General features: G+C 66.4%; 22 protein-coding genes and 1 tRNA gene. 12 read left to right on the top strand and 11 right to left on the bottom strand.

From position 1 onward, the window contains the following. Positions 1 to 331 precede the first annotated feature (331 nt). From D103_RS0107065 to D103_RS0107015, 11 genes are all read left to right on the top strand, one after another. Entirely contained in the window at positions 332 to 1531 is a 1200-nt protein-coding gene (locus D103_RS0107065) for a site-specific integrase (RefSeq protein WP_018876309.1), read from the top strand. Beyond that, the gene (locus D103_RS0107060; protein WP_018876308.1) at positions 1528 to 2403 is read left to right on the top strand and encodes a hypothetical protein; all 876 of its coding nucleotides are present in this window, start codon (positions 1528 to 1530) and stop codon (positions 2401 to 2403) included. The genes D103_RS0107065 and D103_RS0107060 overlap by 4 nt, the downstream gene beginning before the upstream one ends. A 122-nt stretch (positions 2404 to 2525) precedes the next feature. Next, positions 2526 to 2717: an AlpA family transcriptional regulator gene (locus D103_RS13930; protein WP_081618381.1), complete on the top strand. Its 192-nt coding sequence runs from the start codon at positions 2526 to 2528 to the stop codon at positions 2715 to 2717. A 257-nt stretch (positions 2718 to 2974) separates the two neighbouring features. Further along, positions 2975 to 3169, top strand: a complete 195-nt coding sequence (locus D103_RS14300; RefSeq protein WP_231366590.1) for a hypothetical protein — start codon at positions 2975 to 2977, stop codon at positions 3167 to 3169. Continuing rightward, positions 3166 to 4239: an AAA family ATPase gene (locus D103_RS0107050; protein ID WP_026280295.1), complete on the top strand. Its 1074-nt coding sequence runs from the start codon at positions 3166 to 3168 to the stop codon at positions 4237 to 4239. The genes D103_RS14300 and D103_RS0107050 overlap by 4 nt, the downstream gene beginning before the upstream one ends. A gap of 367 nt (positions 4240 to 4606) precedes the next feature. Further along, on the top strand, positions 4607 to 5365 hold the full coding sequence (locus tag D103_RS0107040) for a hypothetical protein (protein ID WP_231366589.1): 759 nt from the start codon (positions 4607 to 4609) through the stop codon (positions 5363 to 5365). Next, positions 5355 to 5768: a hypothetical protein gene (locus D103_RS0107035; RefSeq protein WP_231366588.1), complete on the top strand. Its 414-nt coding sequence runs from the start codon at positions 5355 to 5357 to the stop codon at positions 5766 to 5768. Before D103_RS0107040 ends, D103_RS0107035 begins: the two co-directional genes overlap by 11 nt. A 68-nt stretch (positions 5769 to 5836) precedes the next feature. After that, complete coding sequence (locus tag D103_RS0107030; RefSeq protein ID WP_018876303.1) at positions 5837 to 6892, top strand: hypothetical protein; 1056 nt, start codon at positions 5837 to 5839, stop codon at positions 6890 to 6892. A gap of 26 nt (positions 6893 to 6918) precedes the next feature. Then, positions 6919 to 7320, top strand: coding sequence for a hypothetical protein (locus tag D103_RS0107025; protein WP_231366587.1), 402 nt, complete (start codon positions 6919 to 6921; stop codon positions 7318 to 7320). Then, positions 7310 to 7867, top strand: coding sequence for a hypothetical protein (locus D103_RS0107020; RefSeq protein WP_018876301.1), 558 nt, complete (start codon positions 7310 to 7312; stop codon positions 7865 to 7867). Before D103_RS0107025 ends, D103_RS0107020 begins: the two co-directional genes overlap by 11 nt. 143 nt (positions 7868 to 8010) lie before the next feature. Next, positions 8011 to 8211 (top strand): hypothetical protein, encoded by a 201-nt coding sequence (locus tag D103_RS0107015; RefSeq protein WP_018876300.1) that lies wholly within the window; start codon positions 8011 to 8013, stop codon positions 8209 to 8211. A 68-nt stretch (positions 8212 to 8279) separates the two neighbouring features. Here D103_RS0107015 and D103_RS0107010 read toward each other — a convergent pair whose 3' ends face one another. From D103_RS0107010 to D103_RS14235, 11 genes are all read right to left on the bottom strand, one after another. Beyond that, positions 8280 to 8723, bottom strand: coding sequence for a hypothetical protein (locus D103_RS0107010; protein ID WP_018876299.1), 444 nt, complete (start codon positions 8721 to 8723; stop codon positions 8280 to 8282). Beyond that, positions 8720 to 8914 (bottom strand): hypothetical protein, encoded by a 195-nt coding sequence (locus tag D103_RS0107005; protein WP_018876298.1) that lies wholly within the window; start codon positions 8912 to 8914, stop codon positions 8720 to 8722. The genes D103_RS0107010 and D103_RS0107005 overlap by 4 nt, the downstream gene beginning before the upstream one ends. Before the next feature lie 118 nt (positions 8915 to 9032). Beyond that, positions 9033 to 9123: transfer RNA gene (locus D103_RS0107000), tRNA-Ser, on the bottom strand. 93 nt (positions 9124 to 9216) lie between these two features. Next, positions 9217 to 9474 carry a carbon storage regulator CsrA gene (gene csrA / locus D103_RS0106995; RefSeq protein WP_026279180.1) on the bottom strand — a complete coding sequence of 86 codons (258 nt, stop codon included), beginning with the start codon at positions 9472 to 9474 and terminating at the stop codon, positions 9217 to 9219. Between the two features lie 68 nt (positions 9475 to 9542). Then, entirely contained in the window at positions 9543 to 10787 is a 1245-nt protein-coding gene (locus tag D103_RS0106990; protein ID WP_018876297.1) for an aspartate kinase, read from the bottom strand. A 327-nt stretch (positions 10788 to 11114) separates the two neighbouring features. Then, positions 11115 to 13724 (bottom strand): alanine--tRNA ligase, encoded by a 2610-nt coding sequence (gene alaS / locus D103_RS0106985; RefSeq protein WP_018876296.1) that lies wholly within the window; start codon positions 13722 to 13724, stop codon positions 11115 to 11117. A 187-nt stretch (positions 13725 to 13911) separates the two neighbouring features. After that, the gene (locus D103_RS0106980) at positions 13912 to 14400 is read right to left on the bottom strand and encodes a regulatory protein RecX (protein WP_026280294.1); all 489 of its coding nucleotides are present in this window, start codon (positions 14398 to 14400) and stop codon (positions 13912 to 13914) included. Next, positions 14375 to 15421, bottom strand: coding sequence for a recombinase RecA (gene recA, locus D103_RS0106975; RefSeq protein WP_018876294.1), 1047 nt, complete (start codon positions 15419 to 15421; stop codon positions 14375 to 14377). The genes D103_RS0106980 and recA overlap by 26 nt, the downstream gene beginning before the upstream one ends. Before the next feature lie 144 nt (positions 15422 to 15565). Continuing rightward, positions 15566 to 16099 (bottom strand): CinA family protein, encoded by a 534-nt coding sequence (locus tag D103_RS0106970; protein WP_018866029.1) that lies wholly within the window; start codon positions 16097 to 16099, stop codon positions 15566 to 15568. A gap of 7 nt (positions 16100 to 16106) precedes the next feature. After that, positions 16107 to 16409, bottom strand: a complete 303-nt coding sequence (locus D103_RS0106965; RefSeq protein ID WP_018866028.1) for a PilZ domain-containing protein — start codon at positions 16407 to 16409, stop codon at positions 16107 to 16109. Between the two features lie 496 nt (positions 16410 to 16905). After that, positions 16906 to 17148: a hypothetical protein gene (locus D103_RS14235; RefSeq protein WP_196800205.1), complete on the bottom strand. Its 243-nt coding sequence runs from the start codon at positions 17146 to 17148 to the stop codon at positions 16906 to 16908. Positions 17149 to 17742: 594 nt separating this feature from the next. Here D103_RS14235 and mutS point away from each other — a divergent pair. Next, positions 17743 to 20349 (top strand): DNA mismatch repair protein MutS, encoded by a 2607-nt coding sequence (mutS, locus tag D103_RS0106955; protein ID WP_018876292.1) that lies wholly within the window; start codon positions 17743 to 17745, stop codon positions 20347 to 20349. Positions 20350 to 20625: the final 276 nt, after the last annotated feature.

The following is a 20625-nucleotide window of genomic DNA, read 5'->3' as shown; positions in this document are numbered from 1 at the left end:
CGTCGCCGGGGAATATAGAGAGTAAGGGGGTGACGGCCGGCTCCGCCGCCCGCCCTCCGGCGTGCTGGCCCCGCAGGGCGCCAATGGTCGAACCATCGTTCTCATATCTCGGGTTCGAATCCCGGAAATGCTGGGGCCAGACGTGCGAAAGGAGCCACTTGGGCCCCTTCACAGGATTTGGCGGAGAGTGAGTCCGCGCCTGCGCAACTCCTGACTACCCTCGAATACCACTTAAACCCCTGTTCCTGCTGTTCTCCTGCATTTCCCTTGTCGTTTAGTGTAGTCTCCCGTAGTGTAGAATTGCAAGCAATATGAGGGGATGGATAGGGGGATGCCACGTTTGGCGGAGGAGAAAACAGCGCTGGCCGTTCGCCGGCTGACCCGACGCGGGGAACACTCCGTGGGCGGGGTCGCCGGGCTGCGACTTCGCATCACCGAGACCGGCCGCAAGTACTGGCTGCTCCGGGCCCGCATCGCCGGCCGGCCGCGGGAAATCGGTATAGGGGCATACCCCGAAGTAGGCCTGGCTCGCGCCCGCGAGGTCGCCAGCGAAATGCGCCAGGCGATTCGAGAAGGTCGCGACCCGCTGGCTGAGCGACAGGAACGTCAGAACGCCCTTCTGGTCGCCAACGCCAAAGCGCTGACATTCGACGAATGCGCGGGGCGCTATCTAGCCTCGAAGGCCGCCGAATTCCGGAACGCGAAGCATGCTGCGCAGTGGAAATCCACTCTCGCCACTTACGCATCCCCGACCCTGGGGCCGCTGCCAGTCGACACCGTGGAGCTCCCCCACGTCCTCCAGGTGCTCGAACCGATCTGGCGGGAGAAACCCGAGACCGCGAGCCGGCTACGCGGCCGCATCGAGAAGGTGCTCGACTATGCAACCGTATCCGGGTATCGACGGGGTGAGAACCCGGCCCGTTGGCGTGGCAACCTGGACGCTATCTTACCCGCCCCCTCGAAGCTGAAGAAGGTGAAACACCATCGGGCGCTTCCGTGGCCGGAACTCCCGGCCTTCATGGCCGCCCTGCGGGATCGCGGCGGCACTGCCGCCCGAGCCCTGGAGTTCACGATTCTGACGGCCGCCCGCTCCGGTGAAGTTCGCGGGGCTGTGTGGGATGAAATCGACATCGCCGCCGGCACCTGGACTGTGCCGGGGGAACGGATGAAGGCGGGCAAGGAACACGTTGTTCCCCTGTCCGAACACGCTCTGGCCCTGCTCGAACACCTGTCCCACATGGAGGGGACGCCGTATGTGTTCCCAGCACTGAAGGGCGGCCCCCTTTCGGACATGGCCCTTTCCGCGCTGATGCGCCGCATGCAGGTCGACGCGACACCCCACGGCTTCCGCTCAACCTTCAGGGACTGGGCCGCCGAAGCTACCAGCTACCCAAACGAAGTTTGCGAGATGGCTCTCGCCCACGTCATCCCCAACGCGGTGGAGCGCGCATACCGCCGCGGAGACCTGCTCGAGAAGCGCCGCGCGCTGATGCAGGAATGGGCCGAATTCGCGGCCGGGGGTGGCGCATGAACGCTCGGACCGACATGGAGCGCGCCGCACAGTGGGGCTGGCCGATGCTGGAGGAAGTCACGAAACACGCGAGCTTCAAGAGCGAGCGGGCCATCGCACGGAAGATGCGGGCCGACCGTAACCGCCCGGATATGGTCCGCGTGTTCGCGAACCTCGCGAAGGGGATTCCCCCGCCCTTTCATCGGCAGATATTCCTGCTGGACGGAATTCTGGTGCCGATGGGGTTGGCAAACCGGAGGGAGATCGAGGCAACTGAGAATGCGGCCGCGGAGGTAGAACATATCGAACAAGCTATAGAGTTGAAGCTGAGGGAAGTGGCAAACCTCATCGAACAGCGCGATGCCGTCGCCGCGGAGCACGGGATTTCAGTGAACTCCGCCGGCAACCCTTGGGATTGGTTGATGGCCGGTTTGACTCATTCGGACCCACAAACCCGCTTTCTCGCGGAAGCTCACACGCTGCCCCCCATTGAACACCTGGACCACAGGTACGATTGGAAATACTGGCCCGCCCTCTCTGAAGTGCTTCAGGGCTTGGCCGACCGCTTCACAGAGACCTTTCCGGAACCCGACCATCCGGATATGCGCGCGAGCGCAGAAGGATACCGCGGCCCTCGACGACTCCTGCGCATCCTCTGGCATGCGCAGTTTCGGCAAGCGGGTCGCCATCTCCCCCTTGAATCCGATGCTGACCCGCGGACCGCACCCCTCAAGGCCTTCCGCCTTGATGACACAGACATGGCAACTCTACTGCGCTTGGTCGCAGAACCGATCGATTACACGCCTGACACGATCAAGAAGGCCCGGCACTATCTGCGTGACCAGGCCGAAGGCAACGATCCCAAATGGTCCCGGTTCCTGGCGGCCCGGTAACGTTGCAACTCAAGACCGAGGGGGGATATTTCACCCTCCGAATTCCAGTACAACCGTCCCCGACAAGCCCCGCCCGCAACCGCGAATGTACCCGTCACAACACAACGTGACGAGGTACACAGATGGCCGACCAGACTCAATTCCTTTCGGAACGCGACCTCGCTCGCCGGTACAACATCCACCCCAAGACCCCGTGGTACTGGATTCACTCCCGGGGGTTCCCACAGCCGATACGGCTGGGTCCGCGCTGTACCCGCTGGCGACTTGAAGACCTGCAAGCCTGGGAAGCTGATCGCGCCCGGGAGAGCGTCTGATGGTTGCCGCCAACAGAAACGCCCCGGCCGGTGGGACGGCGCGGGGCGCGGGGGATGAGCACAGGGGTGCGCTCGCTAACGATTATAGCACCCGAGGCCGCCGGCTACCGCCCTACGCGAAGCGGCAAGCCGCTCGACTGCGTGACCCGAACGCCACCGTTTGGGTGGTGACGGGTCCGGCTGCCTGGCGGTGGGCTCACGAAAGGATCAATGGCAACGGTTATACCTGGAACGGGCCCGAGTCGACGCAACTGGTGGTGGTCGCTCCTGTAGACGATGACCCCACCGCAATGGACTGGCGGGGCATTGCGGGCCACGACCCGGTGCTTCTGGTCCGTGTCGGTGACGTTGACGGGGCGTTCCTGCGGGCGCTGGTGGAAGCCCTGATGCGCGACGGCGTGCGTCGGGTCCTGGGACAGGATGGCACCCTGTTCGAGGCGGTGCGTGCATGAGTGCGCCAACCATTCCTGTGCCGGTCCCTGAAGCCCCGGCTTCCCGTGCCGTGCGCCTGGTCCTGGCCAAAGACCTCGAAGCCCGCTCACCCGAATACCTGATAGGCGATGTTCTGGAAGCCGGCACGCTGGCCCTGATCTTCGGTGATCCTGGTGCCGGCAAAACCTTCTGCGCCCTCGCGTGGGCTTTTGCTGTTGCAATCGGCGGGTCGTGGTGTGGTCACGCGGTCGAGAAATCCGGGCCCGTGATCTACGTCGCGGGCGAAGGGCACGGAGGCTTCGCGCGCCGTATCCATGCAATCGCCCATGACCAGGAGATTGTGCTGGACGATGTGCCGTTGGCAGTCACCACCGGCCCCGTGCCCCTTGGTGATGCTGAGAAGGTACAGGAGCTGATGGCGAGCATTGACGAACTGGTCGCTAGCACCGGGGCCCCGGCCATGATCGTGGTCGACACCGTGGCCCGTAACTTCGGACCCGGCGATGAGAACAGCACCATGGACATGGGCCGCTTCATTGCCGCGTGCGACGAACTGATCCAGCGCTACCAATGCACGCTCTTGCTGGTGCATCACACAGGCCACGGGGACAAGACCCGGCACCGGGGCGCCATGGCGCTCAAAGGTGCGCTGGATGCCGAGTACCGCCTGTGCCTGCATGAAGGCGGCCAGATCGAATTGCGGGCGCAGAAGATGAAGGATGCACCCCTTCCTGATCCTGTTGGACTGCGACTGCGGGAGGTTGATCTTCCCGGTCTACAGATGGCCGACGGTTCAGCGGTGACCTCGGTGGTTCTGGATCCCAGCGACGTCGACCCTGCCCACTCCACGCCCGCGCTTGGGGCCAATCAGCGCAAGGCCCTTCAGGTGCTCCGAGAGCTTGATGCAAAGCAGCGCGCCAATATCGAAGCGGCAGGCCGTGAGCCTGATGCCGTGCGGGTGCTGCTGGACGATTGGCGCGCGGCCTGCGTGCCCGAGCTGATGCCGAGGAACCGCTGGTACGAGGTGCGCACAGCGCTGAAGCGGGACGGCCACATTGAGACGAATGAGCTGCATGTGTGGCTCACATGACCGTCCGGCGCGGGGCGCATGTGACTGCGGACGGACACCCGCTGTTCGGGGTGACTTCACTCCGCACCGGGGTTTCGGGGTCTTGCTCCTTTCACCAGGGGACCCGAACCAGCCTTGCCCGAAGCCCCAATGGTGGGTGCCCGGTGTCCGTCCGTCCGGTGTCTAAAGACACACCGGACGGACGGACACCCGGACAGGTAAACCCGAGCGGACGGAATCGGACGGTTTCGGTCGGTTCGGACGCTCTAGATCGGACAAACCAGGGCGGCGCGGGTCCTTCTGGCAAGTGCAGAGGTACGGGTGCAGAGAGGCGCGATCTTTCGCTAGTTAGCGGGCTTGGAATAAAGGCAACCAATCGGGTTACACCATGACAACCGAAGACGAAACCACCGCCGAAGATGGCCACGGGGCGGACCTGTCACTTTTGCCAGAGCCGGACCTTGGCGTCCGCGTTCGGCCTGCGCAGTTCGCCCGGATGCTGAACGTCTCCCGGCAGACGGTATCCCGGTGGGTCAAGGAGGGCCGCGTGCTGCTGGACCCGTCCGGCCGCCTGGATCCGGTGAAGGCCACCGAGCGGGTGCTACAGCATGGCGACCCGGCCCGCCTGCGCGCCACGCTGCTGAAACCCGTCATGGATGACATGGCGGGGCTGCGAAGTGAACTCCGGGAGGCCCTGGAACGTGCCGAAGCGGCCGAAGACCGAGCCGAACGCGCCGCCGCTCGGGCGGACGAAGCCGAGGCGAATGTGGCGATGCTAGAGGCGGCCGGGGATCGCTTTATGGATGCGGTAGTCACTCGCCTGGAGCACCTGGTGGAACTGGAGGCCCCGGGCGCGATCCGTGCCGAACTGGACGAGCTCTACATGGATGCCCTGGCCGCAGCGCTGGAGGCACAAGAGGCGGCGGCCGAAGCGGCCGGGGCCGCTGCGGGCGCTCCGGACGATGGCACCGATCTTGAGGACGGCACTTCCCTGGATATCAGCGACCTGGACCTGACCCCGGAACCGTTCGAGTCCGACGCCGCCGCCCTGGTTATCGGGGATGTTCCCGTGGAACCGGAAAAGGGGGAAGGGGATTCCGCTGCCCAATCGCCTCCAGCGGGCCAAGGGTGCGCGAGTGAGTCTTGAGCTGCTACAGCAGGCGGTGCGCGCCCTTGAGACTGAATCGGGCGAGATGCCGCCCGAGGCGGCCCGTTGGCTGCGCACCGGCTTACGGCGCTACCTGGATGGGGATGCCCTCGAGAATGCCCTGCACCTGACCGGCACGGACCTTCTACGCGTGCGCAATCGCGCCCTAAAGCAAGCGGCCATGATCCTGGATCCGGATTCGGAACTGTCTGCCTGGGATCGTGCCGGGCGTCTCGCGCGGGACCTGAAGCGGTTTGAGGCAAGCACCTGGCCACGCGTGCGAAATACGGACGGCACCGACCTGGGGCCGTACCGCCGCGCCCTGTTCGATGTACTGCGGTCGGGCGCCCCCACAGTGCGATCGCAGCGGCGCATCTACGATCTGGCCACGCGCGGCTACTGAAAAATTGGCGGCGCCGTTTCAATGCTCCGGGTATATCGTATTTCGTATACCCATAGCCGGAGCCTACCATGTCGAACAAAACCCCTTGGATTAACGACGCGCTGGACGCCTTGCCCGACTGGATCGCCATTCGCGCCGGTCTGGCCCCGAAACGGCCGCACCCGGTCGCGGAGCGTATGGCGCGCGAGGACGTCAAGCTGCGGGATCTTGCCGAGGACTATGCCCTGGTGCAGGGCCTCGAGCAGAACCGCCCCTTGGGCGATGACCGCCGCAAGGCGCTGGCCGCCGGCCTGAAATCCAACGCCTTCGGGTTCGCCCTGGGCAAGGCCATTGCCACCGTGACCGGCCTGCGGTACGACCAGCAGGCTGCTGAACACCGGGCCTTCACCGCGCCCGTGCCGATGAAGAACTTCCTGCCTGCGGAGTTCCCGCACGCGGATGTTCTGGACGATCTGCCACGGACACCCGAAGGCGCGGAGTTCAAGCAAGGCGACGTGGTGACGGTCTCCGGTGGGTTGCATGCGCAACTCCACACCTACGGCCGCAAGATCCTGGTATCGCGCGAGGCGATCATCAATGATGACGTGGACCTGGTGGCCAGCGTGTTCGGCAACCTGGGCGCCGCCACCGGCCGCACCGAAGGGAAGCTGGTCTATTCGATGCTCGAGGATAATCCGGCCCTGGGTGATGGCGAGCCGATGTTTCACACCGCGCATGGCAACGTGGTGGGCGATCCCCTGGATGCCTCCAGCCTGGGCGCTGCGATGGCCGCCATGCGCAACCAGCCGACGCCCTCGAAGAACGTTGCCAACCTGCGCCCGGCCTTCCTGATCGTGGCCGCCGATCTGGAATACACGTCCCTGAAGCTGATCCACGACATTGGCGCGGATATTCAGGTGATCGGTGCGCCGTGGCTCGCATCTGGCCGCTGGTATCTTCTGGCAAGCCCGGCCGTGGCCCCGGTCGTCGGTCGCCTGTTCCTGGAGTCGAGCGAAGGGCAGCGCCCCACCGACGTATCCCCGGCGCGCAATGACACCACCATGGACGGGACCCCGTTCACCGTTCGCGCGGATATCGGCGTGGTCCCCATGGGCCGGCTGGGTGCCATTCGCGGGGGTGCATGATGAGCGTCAGGGATTACAACGCCGCCATGAAGCGCCTCGCCAAGGTTGAGCGGCAACTCGAGAGCGCCCTCGACAAGCTGAAGGCGGCCCGTAGTGACCACCGCCCCGAGGACGTGACGCGCTGGCGTGTCGAGGCCGAACGACTGGAAACCGAAGTCGAGGCCGCGCTCGAAGCGGCAACCGATGCGCACGCCGCCTACTGGAAGGGCATGGCCGCCGAAGTCGAGCAAACCCTGCCCGAGGCGATCAAGCCCTTCGTGCGGTATCGGCATTGCGTCCAGGCCAGCGGTGGCCTCGCCACGCTTGAAGCGGGACTGACACCGCAGCTACTCGCCACGGCCCACCAGGAGCCGCCGCAGGACCTGGGAGACCTTCCCATTCAGCGGCCGCACTCCGAGACGCTGGAGCGCGCGGGCGATGAACTGTAACGAGGCAACCCGCAGTGCGACGTGGCCCCGGTATCCCCGGGACCGCCGGACCATTGCTACCCATGAGGCCGGGCACCTGGTCGCATGGCTGGCATTTGGTCTGACGCCCGCTCGCTTGGACGCGCGGCTTGCCCCGTGCGGCACCGGCGGGGCGGTGACGCGCCTGGACGCAACCGGACAACCGGCCAGCGCCCCGGGCACCCTGGACCCGCTGCACAGAGAGAGCGGCAACGTGTCTATGTGTTTCGAGCGTCAATGCCTGCAATGGGCCGCGATGTTCTGCGCCGGCTATGCGGCCGAAACGCGCCTGCATGGGGTCGCTGATCGCGACTCGGATTGGTGGCAAGCGCTAGCAGGTGAACCCGACATGAAGAACGCAGCGGCGTTCGTGAGCTTCGGATACCCGGACAGGGCCGAAGCCCTGACCAGCGCCTGGCAACACGCAAGCGAATTGCTTGCGGGCCATTGGCGGTGGGTGCAACGGGTCGCGAGAGAGATTGAACGGACCGGCCATTGCTCGGGCGAGCAGGCGGTGGCGCTGAAGTAACCAAGGAATTCAGCGCGGCTTGGGCTTTTCTGGCTTCCTCCCCACGTTGCGCTGATCCTCCCGAGTGCGACCACTGACGCACTCCAAGGGGCCGCCGGTCCCCGGGGAGAAACCGGCCCTAACTTTTCAACAAGGAAAAACCGATGTTCATCGAAAGCAAGTCGATAACCGGGCAGGATCCCATTTTCATTCGGGCGGATCGTGTTGCAGCGCTTCGCGGCTACGACCAACCGGGGGAAAAACAGACCGAAGTATTTCTGGTGGGCGCGGGCGAAACCTTGATGGTAAAGGAAGGGGCAACGGTACTCGTCGATAAAATCGCCAAAGCCCTGGATCGTCGGTAACGAACACACGTTGCAGCGAAAAGACCCCGGCAGTTTCCAAACCACCGGGGCCTTTCTCCCGCCGGGCCTCACACGGTAACTGGCTTCAATCCTGACGCTTGCCGGCACGCTTCCCACAAGCGGCCCACCAGTGCTTCCGCTGCGGCGGTTTCCTTGCTAATCCAGAACCAGACCGCCGGCGGCGCTTCGTTGGAGTCCACCAGTAGGCTGGCCGCCTCGCTGACCGTCTGAAGGCGAAGGGTGCGCTTGTCCAGTTCCTTCAGCACCTGCTCCGAGCCAGGGTTTCCCTTTTCCCGCGCACCGAACTCGCGATAGAGGCGGTCCAGGAACTCCCGCCCAGCCCGAATCTCGTTTTCGGCCCACCAATACAGGAACTGGTCATCGTCGACGCCGCCTTCCGCGATGTGCCCGCAGAACCGTTCGATGGTCTGCAAGCGCTGGATGCGCTTCGAGACCTCCCGGTTCCAGTCCGTGGCGGCTGCCGCTTCGTTCATGGGCTCCGAGGCATTCATGCGAACACCTCCCGGGGCTGCGACTGGAGAACTCGCACCCGGCCTTCGCGGGCATGGCGCTGGTGCTCCGGGCACAGCAGGGATTCGGTATCGTGATCCAGTGCGACCCACTGGGTGCCGGTGTTCCGGCAGCGGGTGCCGTGCGTGGTGGCCGCCTGGCAGCGGTGTACTGATTGGTTGTGCTGAAGCATAGCGTTTTCTCCTTTCGTCGCTGGCGAGAAAGGGAAACGCAAGAGCATCGCAAATAAGGGGGTCAGTGAGGGGACGGGTCTTATATTCGACCCTAACTCACTGATTTTATTGAATAGGTGGCGGAGAGTGAGGGATTCGAACCCTCGATGGGCTTTTGACCCATACTCCCTTAGCAGGGGAGCGCCTTCGACCGCTCGGCCAACTCTCCGGAAACGCGGCACAGGATACGTTCTTGGGCGGCCAAATGAAAGGCCCGCAGGCGGTGATCCGCCTCCGGGCCCTGACATTGCCTGCCGAGGGTTCAGTCGTCGCGTGCGCCTGCGGCCACACCCCCGGCCCCGGTACTACCACCGCCACCGGAGTTCTCCCCGCCGCCGTCACCGCCGGCGACGTTCGATTCGCGCTGGATGCGCTGAAAGATCTCCTCGCGATGGACCGCGACGTCCTGGGGCGCGTTGATGCCGATGCGGACCTGATTGCCCTTGACCCCCAGGACGGTGACGGACACATCCTCGCCGATCATGAGGGTCTCGCCCACACGTCGAGTCAAAATGAGCATGCTCTTCTCCGCAGTGCCTGTGTCGGACGGAGTCGGTCGTCCGGTAACCGTTTTACGGTCTGTCATCCTTAACCGTCCTCCTGTTGACCGGCTGGGTCGTGTTCGAGTTCAAATGCATCGTGCAATGCACGTACCGCAAGTTCGAGGTACTTCTCATCCACCACCACGGAGATCTTGATTTCCGAGGTGGAGATCATCCGGATGTTGATGGTTTCGCGCGACAGGGCCTCGAACATCTTGCTGGCGATGCCGGCGTGCGAGCGCATGCCGACGCCCACCACGGAGATCTTGACGATGTGGGTGTCGCCGGCGACCTCGCGGGCGTTGAGGTCCCTGGCCGCCGCCTGCAGGATCTCGAGGGCCTTGTCGTAGTCGTTGCGATGAACCGTAAAGGTGAAGTCGGTGGTCTGATCCGCGCCCACGTTCTGCACGATCATGTCCACCTCGATATTGGCCTCCGCGATCGGGCCGAGGATGCGATGCGCGACCCCCGGCTGATCGGGGACGCCCTGAATCGTCAGCTGGGCCTCGTTCTGATTGAACGCGATACCCGCAACCAGCGCCTGTTCCACCTGCGCATCCTCCTCCGTGGTAATCAGGGTCCCCGGTCCTTCCTCGAACGAGGACAGCACTCGTAACGGGACGTTGTACTTGCCGGCGAATTCCACCGCCCGGATCTGCAGCACCTTGGAACCGAGGCTTGCCATCTCCAGCATCTCCTCGAAGGTGATGCTGTGCAACCGGCGGGCATTCGGGACCAGGCGCGGATCGGTGGTGTAGACGCCGTCGACATCCGTGTAGATGCGGCACTCGTCGGCCTTGAGCGCCGCGGCCAGCGCGACCGCCGTGGTATCCGAGCCCCCCCGGCCCAGGGTGGTGATCGCACCGTGTTCGTCCACGCCCTGGAAACCGGCCACAACCACCACGCGCCCGGCGTCCAGGTCGCCCCGCACGCGGGCATCGTCGATGCTGCGGATGCGCGCCTTGTTATGCGCGCTGTCGGTGCGGATGGTCACCTGCGCGCCGGTGTAGGAGCGCGCGTCGCAGCCGCGCGCCTCCAGCGCAATCGCCAGCAGCGCGATGGTGACCTGCTCGCCGGTGGACAGCAGCACGTCCAGCTCGCGGCCATCCGCCCGCGGGTTCAGCGCGTGGGCGAGCCCCAGCAGACGATCGGTCTCGCCGCTCATCGCGGAGACCACGATCACCAGCTGGTGCCCTTCCTCGCGCAGTTTCAGGGCGCGTTCCGCGACCGCCTGGATGCGTTCGGGCGAGCCCACCGAGGTGCCGCCAAATTTGAGTACCAGCAACGCCATTTCAAGATTCCGTTCCGTGCCCGGCCCTTGCGGCCGTCCGGACGGGGCGCACCCCATCCATTAGCGTTTACTTAAAAGGCCACCATTAGACAACAAAATATCCGTCGTTGCGAGGCCCGTCAGCGGCGGCGCGATCCCCCGGAGATCGCCGCGGCGCTGCGCGCCTCGCGATGAAAAGACCACCGTCGTTGCGAGGCCCCGTCAGGGGCCGCGGCAACCGCCGTCCGAAACCACCGGAACCACCCGCCTTCCAGCGCCGGGGCAACCCCTGGAGATCGCCGCGGCGCTGCGCGCCTCGCGATGACGGCTGCGCAGACTCGTGGCCGATCAGGCGCGTTCGCGTACCCAGTCGGCGACCGAGGCCAGCGCGGCCTCCAGCTTGTCCGGGCTCTGGCCTCCGGCCATCGCCATGTCCGGGCGGCCACCGCCCTTGCCGTCCACCTGCGCGGCGACATGACCGACCAGGTCGCCGGCCTTGAACTGGCCGGTCTCGGCCTTGGTGACGCCCGCCACCAGGCTGACCTTGCCCTCGCCGGTGGCGGTACCCAGGACCACGACCGCCTTGCCGAGTTTCTGCTTGAGCTGGTCGACCATGTCGCGCAGGGCCTTGGGCTCCACGCCTTCGACCTTCGCGGCCAGCACCTGCACGCCGCCGACCTCCTGCGCCTGCGAGGCCAGATCGCTGCCGGCCTGGCTGGCCAACTTGCCCTTGAGCTGTTCGATCTGCTTTTCCAGTTCGCGCGAGCGCTCCTGCAACTGGGCGACCTTGTCGGCCGCCTCGCCACGACCGGCGCGCAGGCGATCGGCGATCGCATCCAGGTACCCGAGCTGCTGGTCGACCCAGCGCAGCGCCACCTCGCCGGCCACCGCCTCGATACGGCGAATACCGGCCGCCACCCCGCCCTCGGAGGTGATGCGGAACAAGCCGATATCGCCGGTACGATCCACATGCGTGCCGCCGCACAGCTCCACGGAGGTGCCAATCTTCAGCACCCGGACCTGATCGCCGTACTTCTCGCCGAACAGCGCGACCGCGCCGGACTCCATCGCCGACTCGATGTCCATCACGCGGGTATCGGTGGCCTCGTTGGCCAGGATCTCGGCGTTCACCTGGGCCTCGATGGCACGCAGCTGCTCGTCGGTCAGCGGCTCCATGTGGGTGAAGTCGAAGCGCAGGCGCTCCGGGTCCACCAGCGAACCTTTCTGCTGGACGTGGTCGCCCAACTGGTCGCGCAGGGCCTTGTGCAGCAGGTGGGTCGCCGAGTGATGGCGACGGATGTTCTCGCGGCGCGGGCCTTCGACCGCGGCCTGTAGCGTCTGGCCGACCTCCAGCGTGCCGGCGCGGACCTGGCCGACATGGATGTGCGCCGCGCCCTGCTTGCGGGTATCAGCGACCTGGAAGCGCACCCCGGAGCCACTGAGCGTGCCGACATCGCCCACCTGGCCGCCGGACTCGCCGTAGAACGGCGTGCGGTCCAGTACCACCAGGCCCTCGGCCCCGACCTCGAGTCGTTCGACCGGCTCGCCGTTCTGGTACAGCGCGACCACGCGACCCTCGTCGTCGACGGTCTCGTAACCGGAGAATGTGGTCTCGAGATCGACCTGCGGCAGGCCGCCGTCGTCCATGGAGAAGTGGCTGGCGGCGCGGGCCCGGGCGCGCTGGTCGGCCATCGCGGACTCGAAGCCCGCCATGTCCAGTTCCAGGCCACGCTCGCGGGCGATATCGCCGGTCAGGTCCACCGGGAAGCCGTAGGTGTCATACAGCAGGAAGATGGTCTCGCCCGGGATCACCTGGCCTTCGAGATCACGCAGGTCGTCCTCGAGGATCTTCATGCCCTTGTCGAGCGTCTCCAGGAACTTGCGCTCTTCCTTCTCCAGCACCTTCTCGACCTGCGCCTGCGCCTCGGCCAGCTCAGGGAAGGCCTCGCCCATCGCGCGCACCAGGTCGCCGACCATCTGATAGAGGAAGGCGTCCTGCGCGCCCACCTTGAAGCCATGGCGCGCGGCGCGACGGATGATGCGGCGCAGCACGTAGCCACGGCCCTCGTTGGACGGCAGCACGCCGTCGGTAATCAGGAAGGCGATGGAGCGGATGTGGTCGGCGATCACGCGCAGAGAGGCGGAATCGCTCTCCTTCGCCCCGGTCACGCGCGCGGCGGCCGCGATCAGGTCCTGGAACAGGTCGATCTCGTAATTGGAGTGCACGCCCTGCAGTACGGCGGCCAGGCGCTCCAGGCCCATGCCGGTATCCACCGACGGGCGCGGCAGCGGGTTCAGCGTGCCGTCCGCGTCACGGTCGTACTGCATGAACACCAGATTCCAGATCTCGATGTAGCGATCGCCGTCCTCGTCCGGGGAACCGGGCGGGCCGCCCTCCACCTCCGGACCGTGGTCATAGAAGACCTCGGTACAGGGGCCGCAGGGGCCGGTGTCGCCCATCTGCCAGAAGTTGTCGGAACCGCCATCGGGGTCGTCGCCGATGCGGATGATGCGCTCGGCCGGCACCTGGATCTCGTTCGCCCAGACGCTGTAGGCGTCGTCGTCGGTCTCGTAGACCGTGACCCACAGCTTCTCCGGCGGCAGGCCAATGGACTCGGTCAGGAACTGCCAGGCGTAGTGGATCGCGTCGCGCTTGAAGTAGTCGCCGAAGCTGAAGTTGCCCAGCATCTCGAAGAACGTGTGGTGGCGCGCGGTATAGCCGACGTTCTCGAGGTCGTTGTGCTTGCCGCCCGCGCGCACGCAGCGCTGCGTGGACACCGCCCGGGTATACGGACGCTTCTCGCGCCCGAGGAACACATCCTTGAACTGCACCATGCCCGCGTTGGTAAACAGCAACGTGGGGTCATTGCCCGGTACCAGCGGGCTGGACGGCACGATCGTATGGCCATGCCCTTCAAAGAATTCGAGGAAACTCCGGCGAATGTCGGCGCTTTTCATGCGGTTCCGGTGAGCGTTGGGGTCAAACCCGGAATGCTATCACGCAAGCGCCCCAGCCGCGTATTGCCGGGCCCGCCTTCGGGCCATGCTTCCGGTGCTCGGGAAGTGCATTGTGGGAGCGGCCTTGGCCGCGAAAACGCCAACATAACCATCGGCGGGAGCATTCGCGGGCAAGCCCGCTCCCACATCAGTCCCTGGATGATGCGTCTTTCCAGGCGGCGAGGGCCTGGTGGGCGACGCCGCCGGGGAAGCCGCGCCCCGCCAGGTGGCGGAGCATGCGGGCCTCGTCCTCACGGGTCTCGGGGGGGTGGCGGAAGTGGCGTTCGAGCTGGCCGCGGGCCTGATCGGTCCAGTCGACCTCCAGGGCCTCGAGGGCGGCATTGACGGTATCGCTGCCGATACCGTTGTGGGCGAGTTCGGCGCGGATGCGCTGTTCGCCGTAGCCCTGCTCCGTGCGGTGGCGGGCCATGAAGTCCGCGTAGCGGGTGTCGCTCAGGTAGTCGAGCTCGCGCGCGCGCTCGAGCGCGGTATCGACCGCTTCCCGCTCGAAGCCGCGTTCGGCGAGCTTGCGGCTCAGCTCCAGCGCGGAGTGTTCGCGCCGGACCAGCAACCGGAGGCCCGCCTCCAGCGCGGCCTCCGGGTCGGCCGGGTCAGCCTTGCTCCTCGACCGGGGCATCGACCGGCGCGTCCTCCGCCGCGGCCTTGTTGCGCTTCGGCAGCAGGCGGTCGCGCAGGGTCTTTTCGACTTCTTCGGCGATGTGCGGGTTGTCCTTCAGGTACTGGCGGGCGTTCTCTTTGCCCTGACCGATGCGCTCGCCGTTGTAGCTGTACCAGGCGCCGGCCTTGTCGATCAGGCCTTCCTTCACGCCCATCTCGATGATCTCGCCGACCCGCGAGATACCCTCGCCATAGAGGATCTCGAAGTAGGCCTCCTTGAACGGGGGCGCCATCTTGTTCTTCACGACCTTTACGCGGGTCTCGTTGCCGATCACCTCGTCGCCCTTCTTGATCGCGCCGATACGGCGGATATCCATGCGCACGGAGGAGTAGAACTTGAGCGCGTTGCCACCGGTGGTGGTCTCGGGGCTGCCGAACATCACGCCGATCTTCATGCGGATCTGGTTGATGAAGATGACCAGCGTGTTGGAGCGCTTGATGTTGGCGGTCAGCTTGCGCAGCGCCTGCGACATCAGGCGTGCCTGCAGGCCGACGTGGGAGTCGCCCATCTCGCCCTCGATCTCCGCCTTGGGCGTGAGCGCGGCCACCGAGTCGACGATCACCACGTCCACCGCGCCGGAGCGCACCAGCATGTCGGCGATCTCCAGCGCCTGCTCGCCGGTATCCGGCTGCGAGACCAGCAGGTCGTCCACGTTCACGCCCAGCTTCTCGGCGTAGGTCGGGTCCAGCGCATGCTCGGCATCCACGAACGCGGCGGTACCGCCCACCTTCTGCGCCTCGGCCACCACCTGCAGGGTCAGGGTCGTCTTGCCCGAGGACTCCGGCCCGTAGATCTCGACCACGCGCCCGCGCGGCACGCCGCCGATGCCCAGCGCGATGTCCAGCGCCAGGGAGCCCGTGGAGATCGCGGGGACGTCGACCGCCTGCTGATCGCCCATGCGCATCACCGCGCCCTTGCCGAATTGGCGTTCGATCTGCCCCAGTGCGGCGGTCAGGGCCTTCTTGCGATTCTCGTCCACGGTTTGCCTCCCGATACTTGCAGCGATGGTTTCCGACCCGTTGCGGGCCGGATACGGGGCCGCAGTATCCCACAGGGCGGGGAACGACCCAACCCGGGATCCTGCGCGGATCAATGCCGGGCACGAAACCCGCCCCGAGCGGCGTCAGGCCGCCTCGTGGGCGAGCAGTTCGCTCAGGGCGTGGAGCATTGACTGCAGACGAACGGCGTGGCGTTCGCCGGGGAAATGACGGGTCGCGACGCGGGCATCCTGGCCGCGCGTCTGCCAGCCGAAGCAGACCGTACCGACCGGCTTTTCCGCGGTCCCGCCACCGGGCCCGGCGATCCCGGTGACCGAGAGGGCATGATCCGCGTCGCAGCGGGCCAGTGCGCCCTCGACCATCGCGCGCGCCACGGCCTCGCTGACCGCGCCGTGTTCCGCGATCAATTCGGCCGGGACCCCGACCATCGCCGTCTTGGCCGCGTTGGAGTACGCCACCCAGCCGCATTCGAACCACTGCGAGCTGCCCGGGATATCGGTCATCGCCTGGGCGATGCCGCCACCGGTGCAGGATTCCACGGTACACAGACGCTCGCCCCGTGCCATCAGGCGCTCGCCCAGGTCGTACACCAGCGCGGAGAGGCCGGGGGCGTCGGCTTCCCCCGAAGTCAGGATCGTGCTGCTGGATGCGGCGGTCATGGCGCGATCATCCCTCCGTATCAAAGGCGACCGCAACCCGCCAGCCGCCGCCATCGGCCGGATCGACGGCGTCACAGCGCACCACGCGGCCGTGGCGCTCCAGCCCCGCCAGGCGGCCATCGGGACTCGGCACCACCACGCTGACATCGACCCCCGGGTCGGTCTCGCGCTGGACCACGAACGCACAGCCCGTCGCCGACAGGTCCTCCAGCTGCACCGCGACCGACTCGCCGCTGGAGCGCCAAGTCATGCGCGCCTCGCCCTGCACCTGCATCCGCCGGTGATTGCGCCGATCCTCTTCCCCGATCATGTTCGCCCCTCCCTGACGTGGCGTCCGCCGCACGGCCTCGAGTGTGGCACAACATGCCAGGCCAGACCCACCTGCCATGTGGCGCGCTGCATCCGTATACTGCGCGTTTGCCCGGATCGAGCGCAGCCGAACCGATGAGCACCGCCGAACCCCTTTCTGCCCATACCCCGATGATGCAGCGATAGCCGCTCAAATCGGCTGAAAGCCGCACCACAAAGCCAATCGGGGCGCATTTCTGTCTAAAACTTGCTTGCCCATGGCATCGCTACAGGGCGCATTCCTGTGTGGGGTCCCGGGATAGTTTTAGACAGGTGCAAAGGGCGTCCGCACGAGGGCGGGCAACGGGTTGCCGACGGTGCGTCTCGCACGGATGCGGGATAAGCTGGAAGCTTCGTTTTGTTGGGGGAAGACATTGCGTGATCATCAGGGCGATGGGGAATACACCCTAGAGATCACGCGTCTCGATTGATCGCGAATAGGCGGACCCGGCGCGCTGTCATCGTATCCGTTCGCGGGCCTCGAGCTGACGGTTCACGCAGTGCAGGACCATGCGGAAGTTCTGGGTGCCGGTCGGGATGGTCCACTGGTTGTTGCAGTTCACCACCACACGTTCGGCCTCTTTATCCCCTGCAATCCGACCCATGATGTCGACGAGTTCACCAGCCGCTTCCACCTGCCGGGTGTAGCAGTGCTCTTGCATGCGGTAGTTGTCACTCCATTCAGAACGGCACCAATCCATGATCTTTTCCTGAGCCTCATTCCGCTGGCTGGACTGAGGAGAGGTCGAAGATCGGGGAGATGCGGCCCGCCCTGTACTCCGCCCGAGCCCGCTGTTAGGAATCACCTCTTCTGCGTCGTGGCGGCAGGGCACCTGCGAGTAGATGGTCTCGCCATCCGGCCCGGCCCCTTCGCATTTGTACACGTGCTGCGCCTGCGCCAGACCCGGCGCGGCCAATAACAGCCCCCACATCATCCATGTGCACTTCATGATCCTCACTTCTACAACCGGGTTTCAGGAAGAGCTTACACCGTGATGCAGTCGGTGGGGAGATTGAGGGCTTCGCCTTCGAGGCGGCCAGCGCGCCAGCGTCGACGACGCCCCCCTGCACGACCTCCGAGGCAAGGCCATCACCGACGCCAAGATCCAGGGCCTGGACCCGCAAGCGCTATCCGGTCACACCACCGAAGCCATGACCAACCGGTACATCCGAGCCCGTGATACCGTGCGCGCCAACCCCCGAGTACTAGACAACTGTCTAATTGAAACCCCCTTTTTTCTTAGAAACGCGCGCAAGTGACTTACACTAAACAATTTTCTTCCCATACCCCGATGATGCAGCAGTACCTCGGCATCAAGGCCGAGTACCCGGACACGCTGCTGCTCTATCGCATGGGCGATTTCTACGAGCTGTTCTACGACGACGCCGAACGCGCGGCCTCGCTGCTCGACATCACCCTGACCCGGCGCGGCGAGTCCGCCGGGCAGCCGATCCCCATGGCCGGGATCCCGGTGCACACCCTGGAGAGCTATCTCTCGCGCCTGCTGAAGCTGGGCGAGAGCGTGGCCATCTGCGAGCAGACCGGCGCGGTAGGCGCGCAGAAGGGCCCGGTCAAGCGCGAGGTGGTGCGCATCGTCACCCCCGGCACGGTTACCGAAGAGGCCCTGCTGGAGGCCCGCAGCATCAACCGGCTGGTTGCCGTCTGCCCCGCCGGCTCGGCCGCGATCAAGGGCCGCAAGGAGGGCTACGGGATCGCCAGTCTGGAGTTCGCCAGCGGCCAGTTCCGCCTGCTGGAGGTGCGCGACGCGACCGAACTGGCCGCCGAGCTGGCGCGTCTGGACCCGGTGGAATGCCTGATCCCCGATCAGGCCGCGCCGATCCCCGGGATCGACGGATTCGCGCCACAACGCCACGCGGACTGGCACTTCGACGGCGTCTCCGCGCGGCGCGTGCTCACCACGCACTTCGGCACCCGCGACCTCTCCGGCTTCGGCTGCGACGGCCTCGACCTCGGCATCGCCGCTGCCGGCGCCCTGCTCGCCTACGTGCAGAACCGCTATCGCGGCGATCTCGCCCACATCACCGGTCTGGCGCACGAACTGCGCAGCCAGATGCTGGTGCTCGACCCGGCCACCCGCCGCAACCTGGAACTGACCCGGACGCTCGGCGGCGAACGCCAGGGATCGCTGCTGGCCCTGCTGGACACCACCCGCTCGGCGATGGGTTCGCGCCGGCTGCTGCAGTGGCTGCACCAGCCGCTGCGCGACCGTGCCGTCATCCGCGAGCGCCAGACCGCGATCACCGCGCTGCTGGAGGCCGACGCCACCACGCCCCTGCGCGAGGCCCTGGCCGGCAGTGCGGATGTCGAACGCATCCTGTCGCGCATCGTCCTTGGCAGCGCGCGCCCACGTGACCTGACCGCCCTGCTCGCGAGCCTCGAACGCCTGCCGCCGCTGCACCAGGCCCTGACGCCCGTGGCCGGGAACAGCGACGCCCTGCAGGCCCTGCATCAGGCCCTGGCCCCGGAGGCCGACCTGAGCACCACTCTGGCCGCCGCGCTGGTCGAGGAGCCCCCGCTGCGCGTCACCGACGGCGGCATGATCCGACCGGGCTTCGATGCCGAGCTGGACCGCCTGCGCGCACTGGAGCACGACGCCGACTCGTTCCTGCGCGAGATCGAGGCACGCGAGCGCGAGGCCACCGGCATCCCCACCCTGAAGGTCGCCTACAACCGCGTGCACGGTTACTACATCGAGGTCTCGCGCACGCGCTCGGCGGAGCTGCCCGGACGCTTCATGCGCCGCCAGACCCTGAAGAACGCCGAGCGCTACACCACCGAGGAACTCAAGCGCTTCGAGGACGAGATCCTCTCCGCCCGCGAGCAGGCGATGGCCCGCGAGCGCGCCCTGTTCGACGGCCTGATCACCGAGCTTCAGGGCCGCGCCCCGCGCCTGCGCGCCATCGCCGACGCGCTCGCCGAACTGGACGCCCTCGCCTGCCTGGCCGAGCGCGCCCAGCGCCTGGACTGGCACTGCCCGGAACTGGTGGAGAATCCCGGCATCCGCATCGAGCAGGGGCGCCACCCGGTGGTGGAGGCCGGTCTGGACGCGCCGTTTGTCGCCAACGACACCGAACTGGACCCCGAAGAACGCCGCCTGCTGGTGATCACCGGGCCCAACATGGGCGGCAAGTCCACCTACATGCGTCAGACGGCCCTGATCGTGCTGCTGGCCTGCATGGGCAGCTTCGTGCCGGCCGCGCGGGCGCAGATCGGGCCGGTGGACCGCATCTTCACCCGCATCGGGGCCTCCGACGACCTGACCTCCGGGCGCTCCACCTTCATGGTGGAGATGACCGAGGCCGCGAATATCCTGCACAACGCCGGTCCCGAAAGCCTGGTGCTGATGGACGAGATCGGGCGCGGCACCAGCACCTTCGACGGGCTGGCGCTCGCGCTGGCCTGCGCCGAACGCCTGGCGCGCCACAACCGCGCGCTGACCCTGTTCGCCACGCATTACTTCGAGCTGACCGCACTGGCCGAACGCGAAGCGGCCGTGGCCAACGTGCACACCGACGCCATGGAGCACGAACACAGCATCGTGTTCCTGCACCAGGTCCGCGAGGGGCCGGCCAACCAGAGCTACGGGCTGCAGGTCGCGCAACTGGCCGGGGTGCCGGCCGACGTGCTGAAACTCGCCCGCACCCACCTGCGCGAGCTGGAGGACCGCGCCGCGGCCGCCGACTCGCCCCAGCTCGGCCTGTTCACCGCGCCCCCCGGGCCAGCGGCCGCCGAACCGGAGCCCGAGGCGCGCCCCGCGCCGGCCCCGGAAGAACGCGCCCTGAAGGCCCTGTTCGACACCCTGGACCCGGACGAGATGTCCCCGCGCGAGGCCCTGGACGCGCTCTACCGCATGAAGGACGCGCTGCGCAACCCGGATTGACGCGCTCGTTGTGCGGTCCTGAAGGGGCCGTGGCAATCCGTTTCGGGACCATCGGAATTCAGCGGGGGACCCCGCGCCGGGGTGCCCCGAGAGATCGCCACGTCGCTTCGCTCCTCGCGATGACGGTTAAAGCGATGGCCGCTCCTGGCAATGATGGATTAAGGGTAGGGTTGCGCCCTGCGATGAGGGGTTGAGGAGTGGCCACACCTTGCGGTGACGAGATGGTTCCCCTGTCATTGCGATGTCCCGGAGGGGCCGTGGCAATCGATCCGCCGC

The organism is Thioalkalivibrio sp. ALE31 (assembly GCF_000377405.1).
Classification (GTDB): Bacteria; Pseudomonadota; Gammaproteobacteria; order Ectothiorhodospirales; family Ectothiorhodospiraceae; genus Thioalkalivibrio.
The sequence above is the reverse complement of the archived record's forward strand: the minus strand, read 5'-3'. Positions and strand labels throughout refer to the sequence as shown.

Coding starts and splice junctions, on each gene's coding strand:
- D103_RS13930 (WP_081618381.1), top strand. CDS start 2,526: ATGGCCGACCAGACTCAATTCCTTTCGGAACGCGACCTCGCTCGCCGG.
- D103_RS14235 (WP_196800205.1), bottom strand. CDS start 17,148: ATGGATTGGTGCCGTTCTGAATGGAGTGACAACTACCGCATGCAAGAG.
- D103_RS0107065 (WP_018876309.1), top strand. CDS start 332: ATGCCACGTTTGGCGGAGGAGAAAACAGCGCTGGCCGTTCGCCGGCTG.
- csrA (WP_026279180.1), bottom strand. CDS start 9,474: ATGCTCATTTTGACTCGACGTGTGGGCGAGACCCTCATGATCGGCGAG.
- D103_RS0107060 (WP_018876308.1), top strand. CDS start 1,528: ATGAACGCTCGGACCGACATGGAGCGCGCCGCACAGTGGGGCTGGCCG.
- D103_RS0106990 (WP_018876297.1), bottom strand. CDS start 10,787: ATGGCGTTGCTGGTACTCAAATTTGGCGGCACCTCGGTGGGCTCGCCC.
- D103_RS0107020 (WP_018876301.1), top strand. CDS start 7,310: ATGAACTGTAACGAGGCAACCCGCAGTGCGACGTGGCCCCGGTATCCC.
- D103_RS0107040 (WP_231366589.1), top strand. CDS start 4,607: ATGACAACCGAAGACGAAACCACCGCCGAAGATGGCCACGGGGCGGAC.
- mutS (WP_018876292.1), top strand. CDS start 17,743: ATGCAGCAGTACCTCGGCATCAAGGCCGAGTACCCGGACACGCTGCTG.
- alaS (WP_018876296.1), bottom strand. CDS start 13,724: ATGAAAAGCGCCGACATTCGCCGGAGTTTCCTCGAATTCTTTGAAGGG.
- D103_RS0107030 (WP_018876303.1), top strand. CDS start 5,837: ATGTCGAACAAAACCCCTTGGATTAACGACGCGCTGGACGCCTTGCCC.
- D103_RS0107050 (WP_026280295.1), top strand. CDS start 3,166: ATGAGTGCGCCAACCATTCCTGTGCCGGTCCCTGAAGCCCCGGCTTCC.
- D103_RS0107010 (WP_018876299.1), bottom strand. CDS start 8,723: ATGAATGCCTCGGAGCCCATGAACGAAGCGGCAGCCGCCACGGACTGG.
- D103_RS0106970 (WP_018866029.1), bottom strand. CDS start 16,099: ATGACCGCCGCATCCAGCAGCACGATCCTGACTTCGGGGGAAGCCGAC.
- D103_RS0106965 (WP_018866028.1), bottom strand. CDS start 16,409: ATGATCGGGGAAGAGGATCGGCGCAATCACCGGCGGATGCAGGTGCAG.
- D103_RS0107005 (WP_018876298.1), bottom strand. CDS start 8,914: ATGCTTCAGCACAACCAATCAGTACACCGCTGCCAGGCGGCCACCACG.
- D103_RS0107015 (WP_018876300.1), top strand. CDS start 8,011: ATGTTCATCGAAAGCAAGTCGATAACCGGGCAGGATCCCATTTTCATT.
- D103_RS0107025 (WP_231366587.1), top strand. CDS start 6,919: ATGAAGCGCCTCGCCAAGGTTGAGCGGCAACTCGAGAGCGCCCTCGAC.
- D103_RS0106980 (WP_026280294.1), bottom strand. CDS start 14,400: ATGCCCCGGTCGAGGAGCAAGGCTGACCCGGCCGACCCGGAGGCCGCG.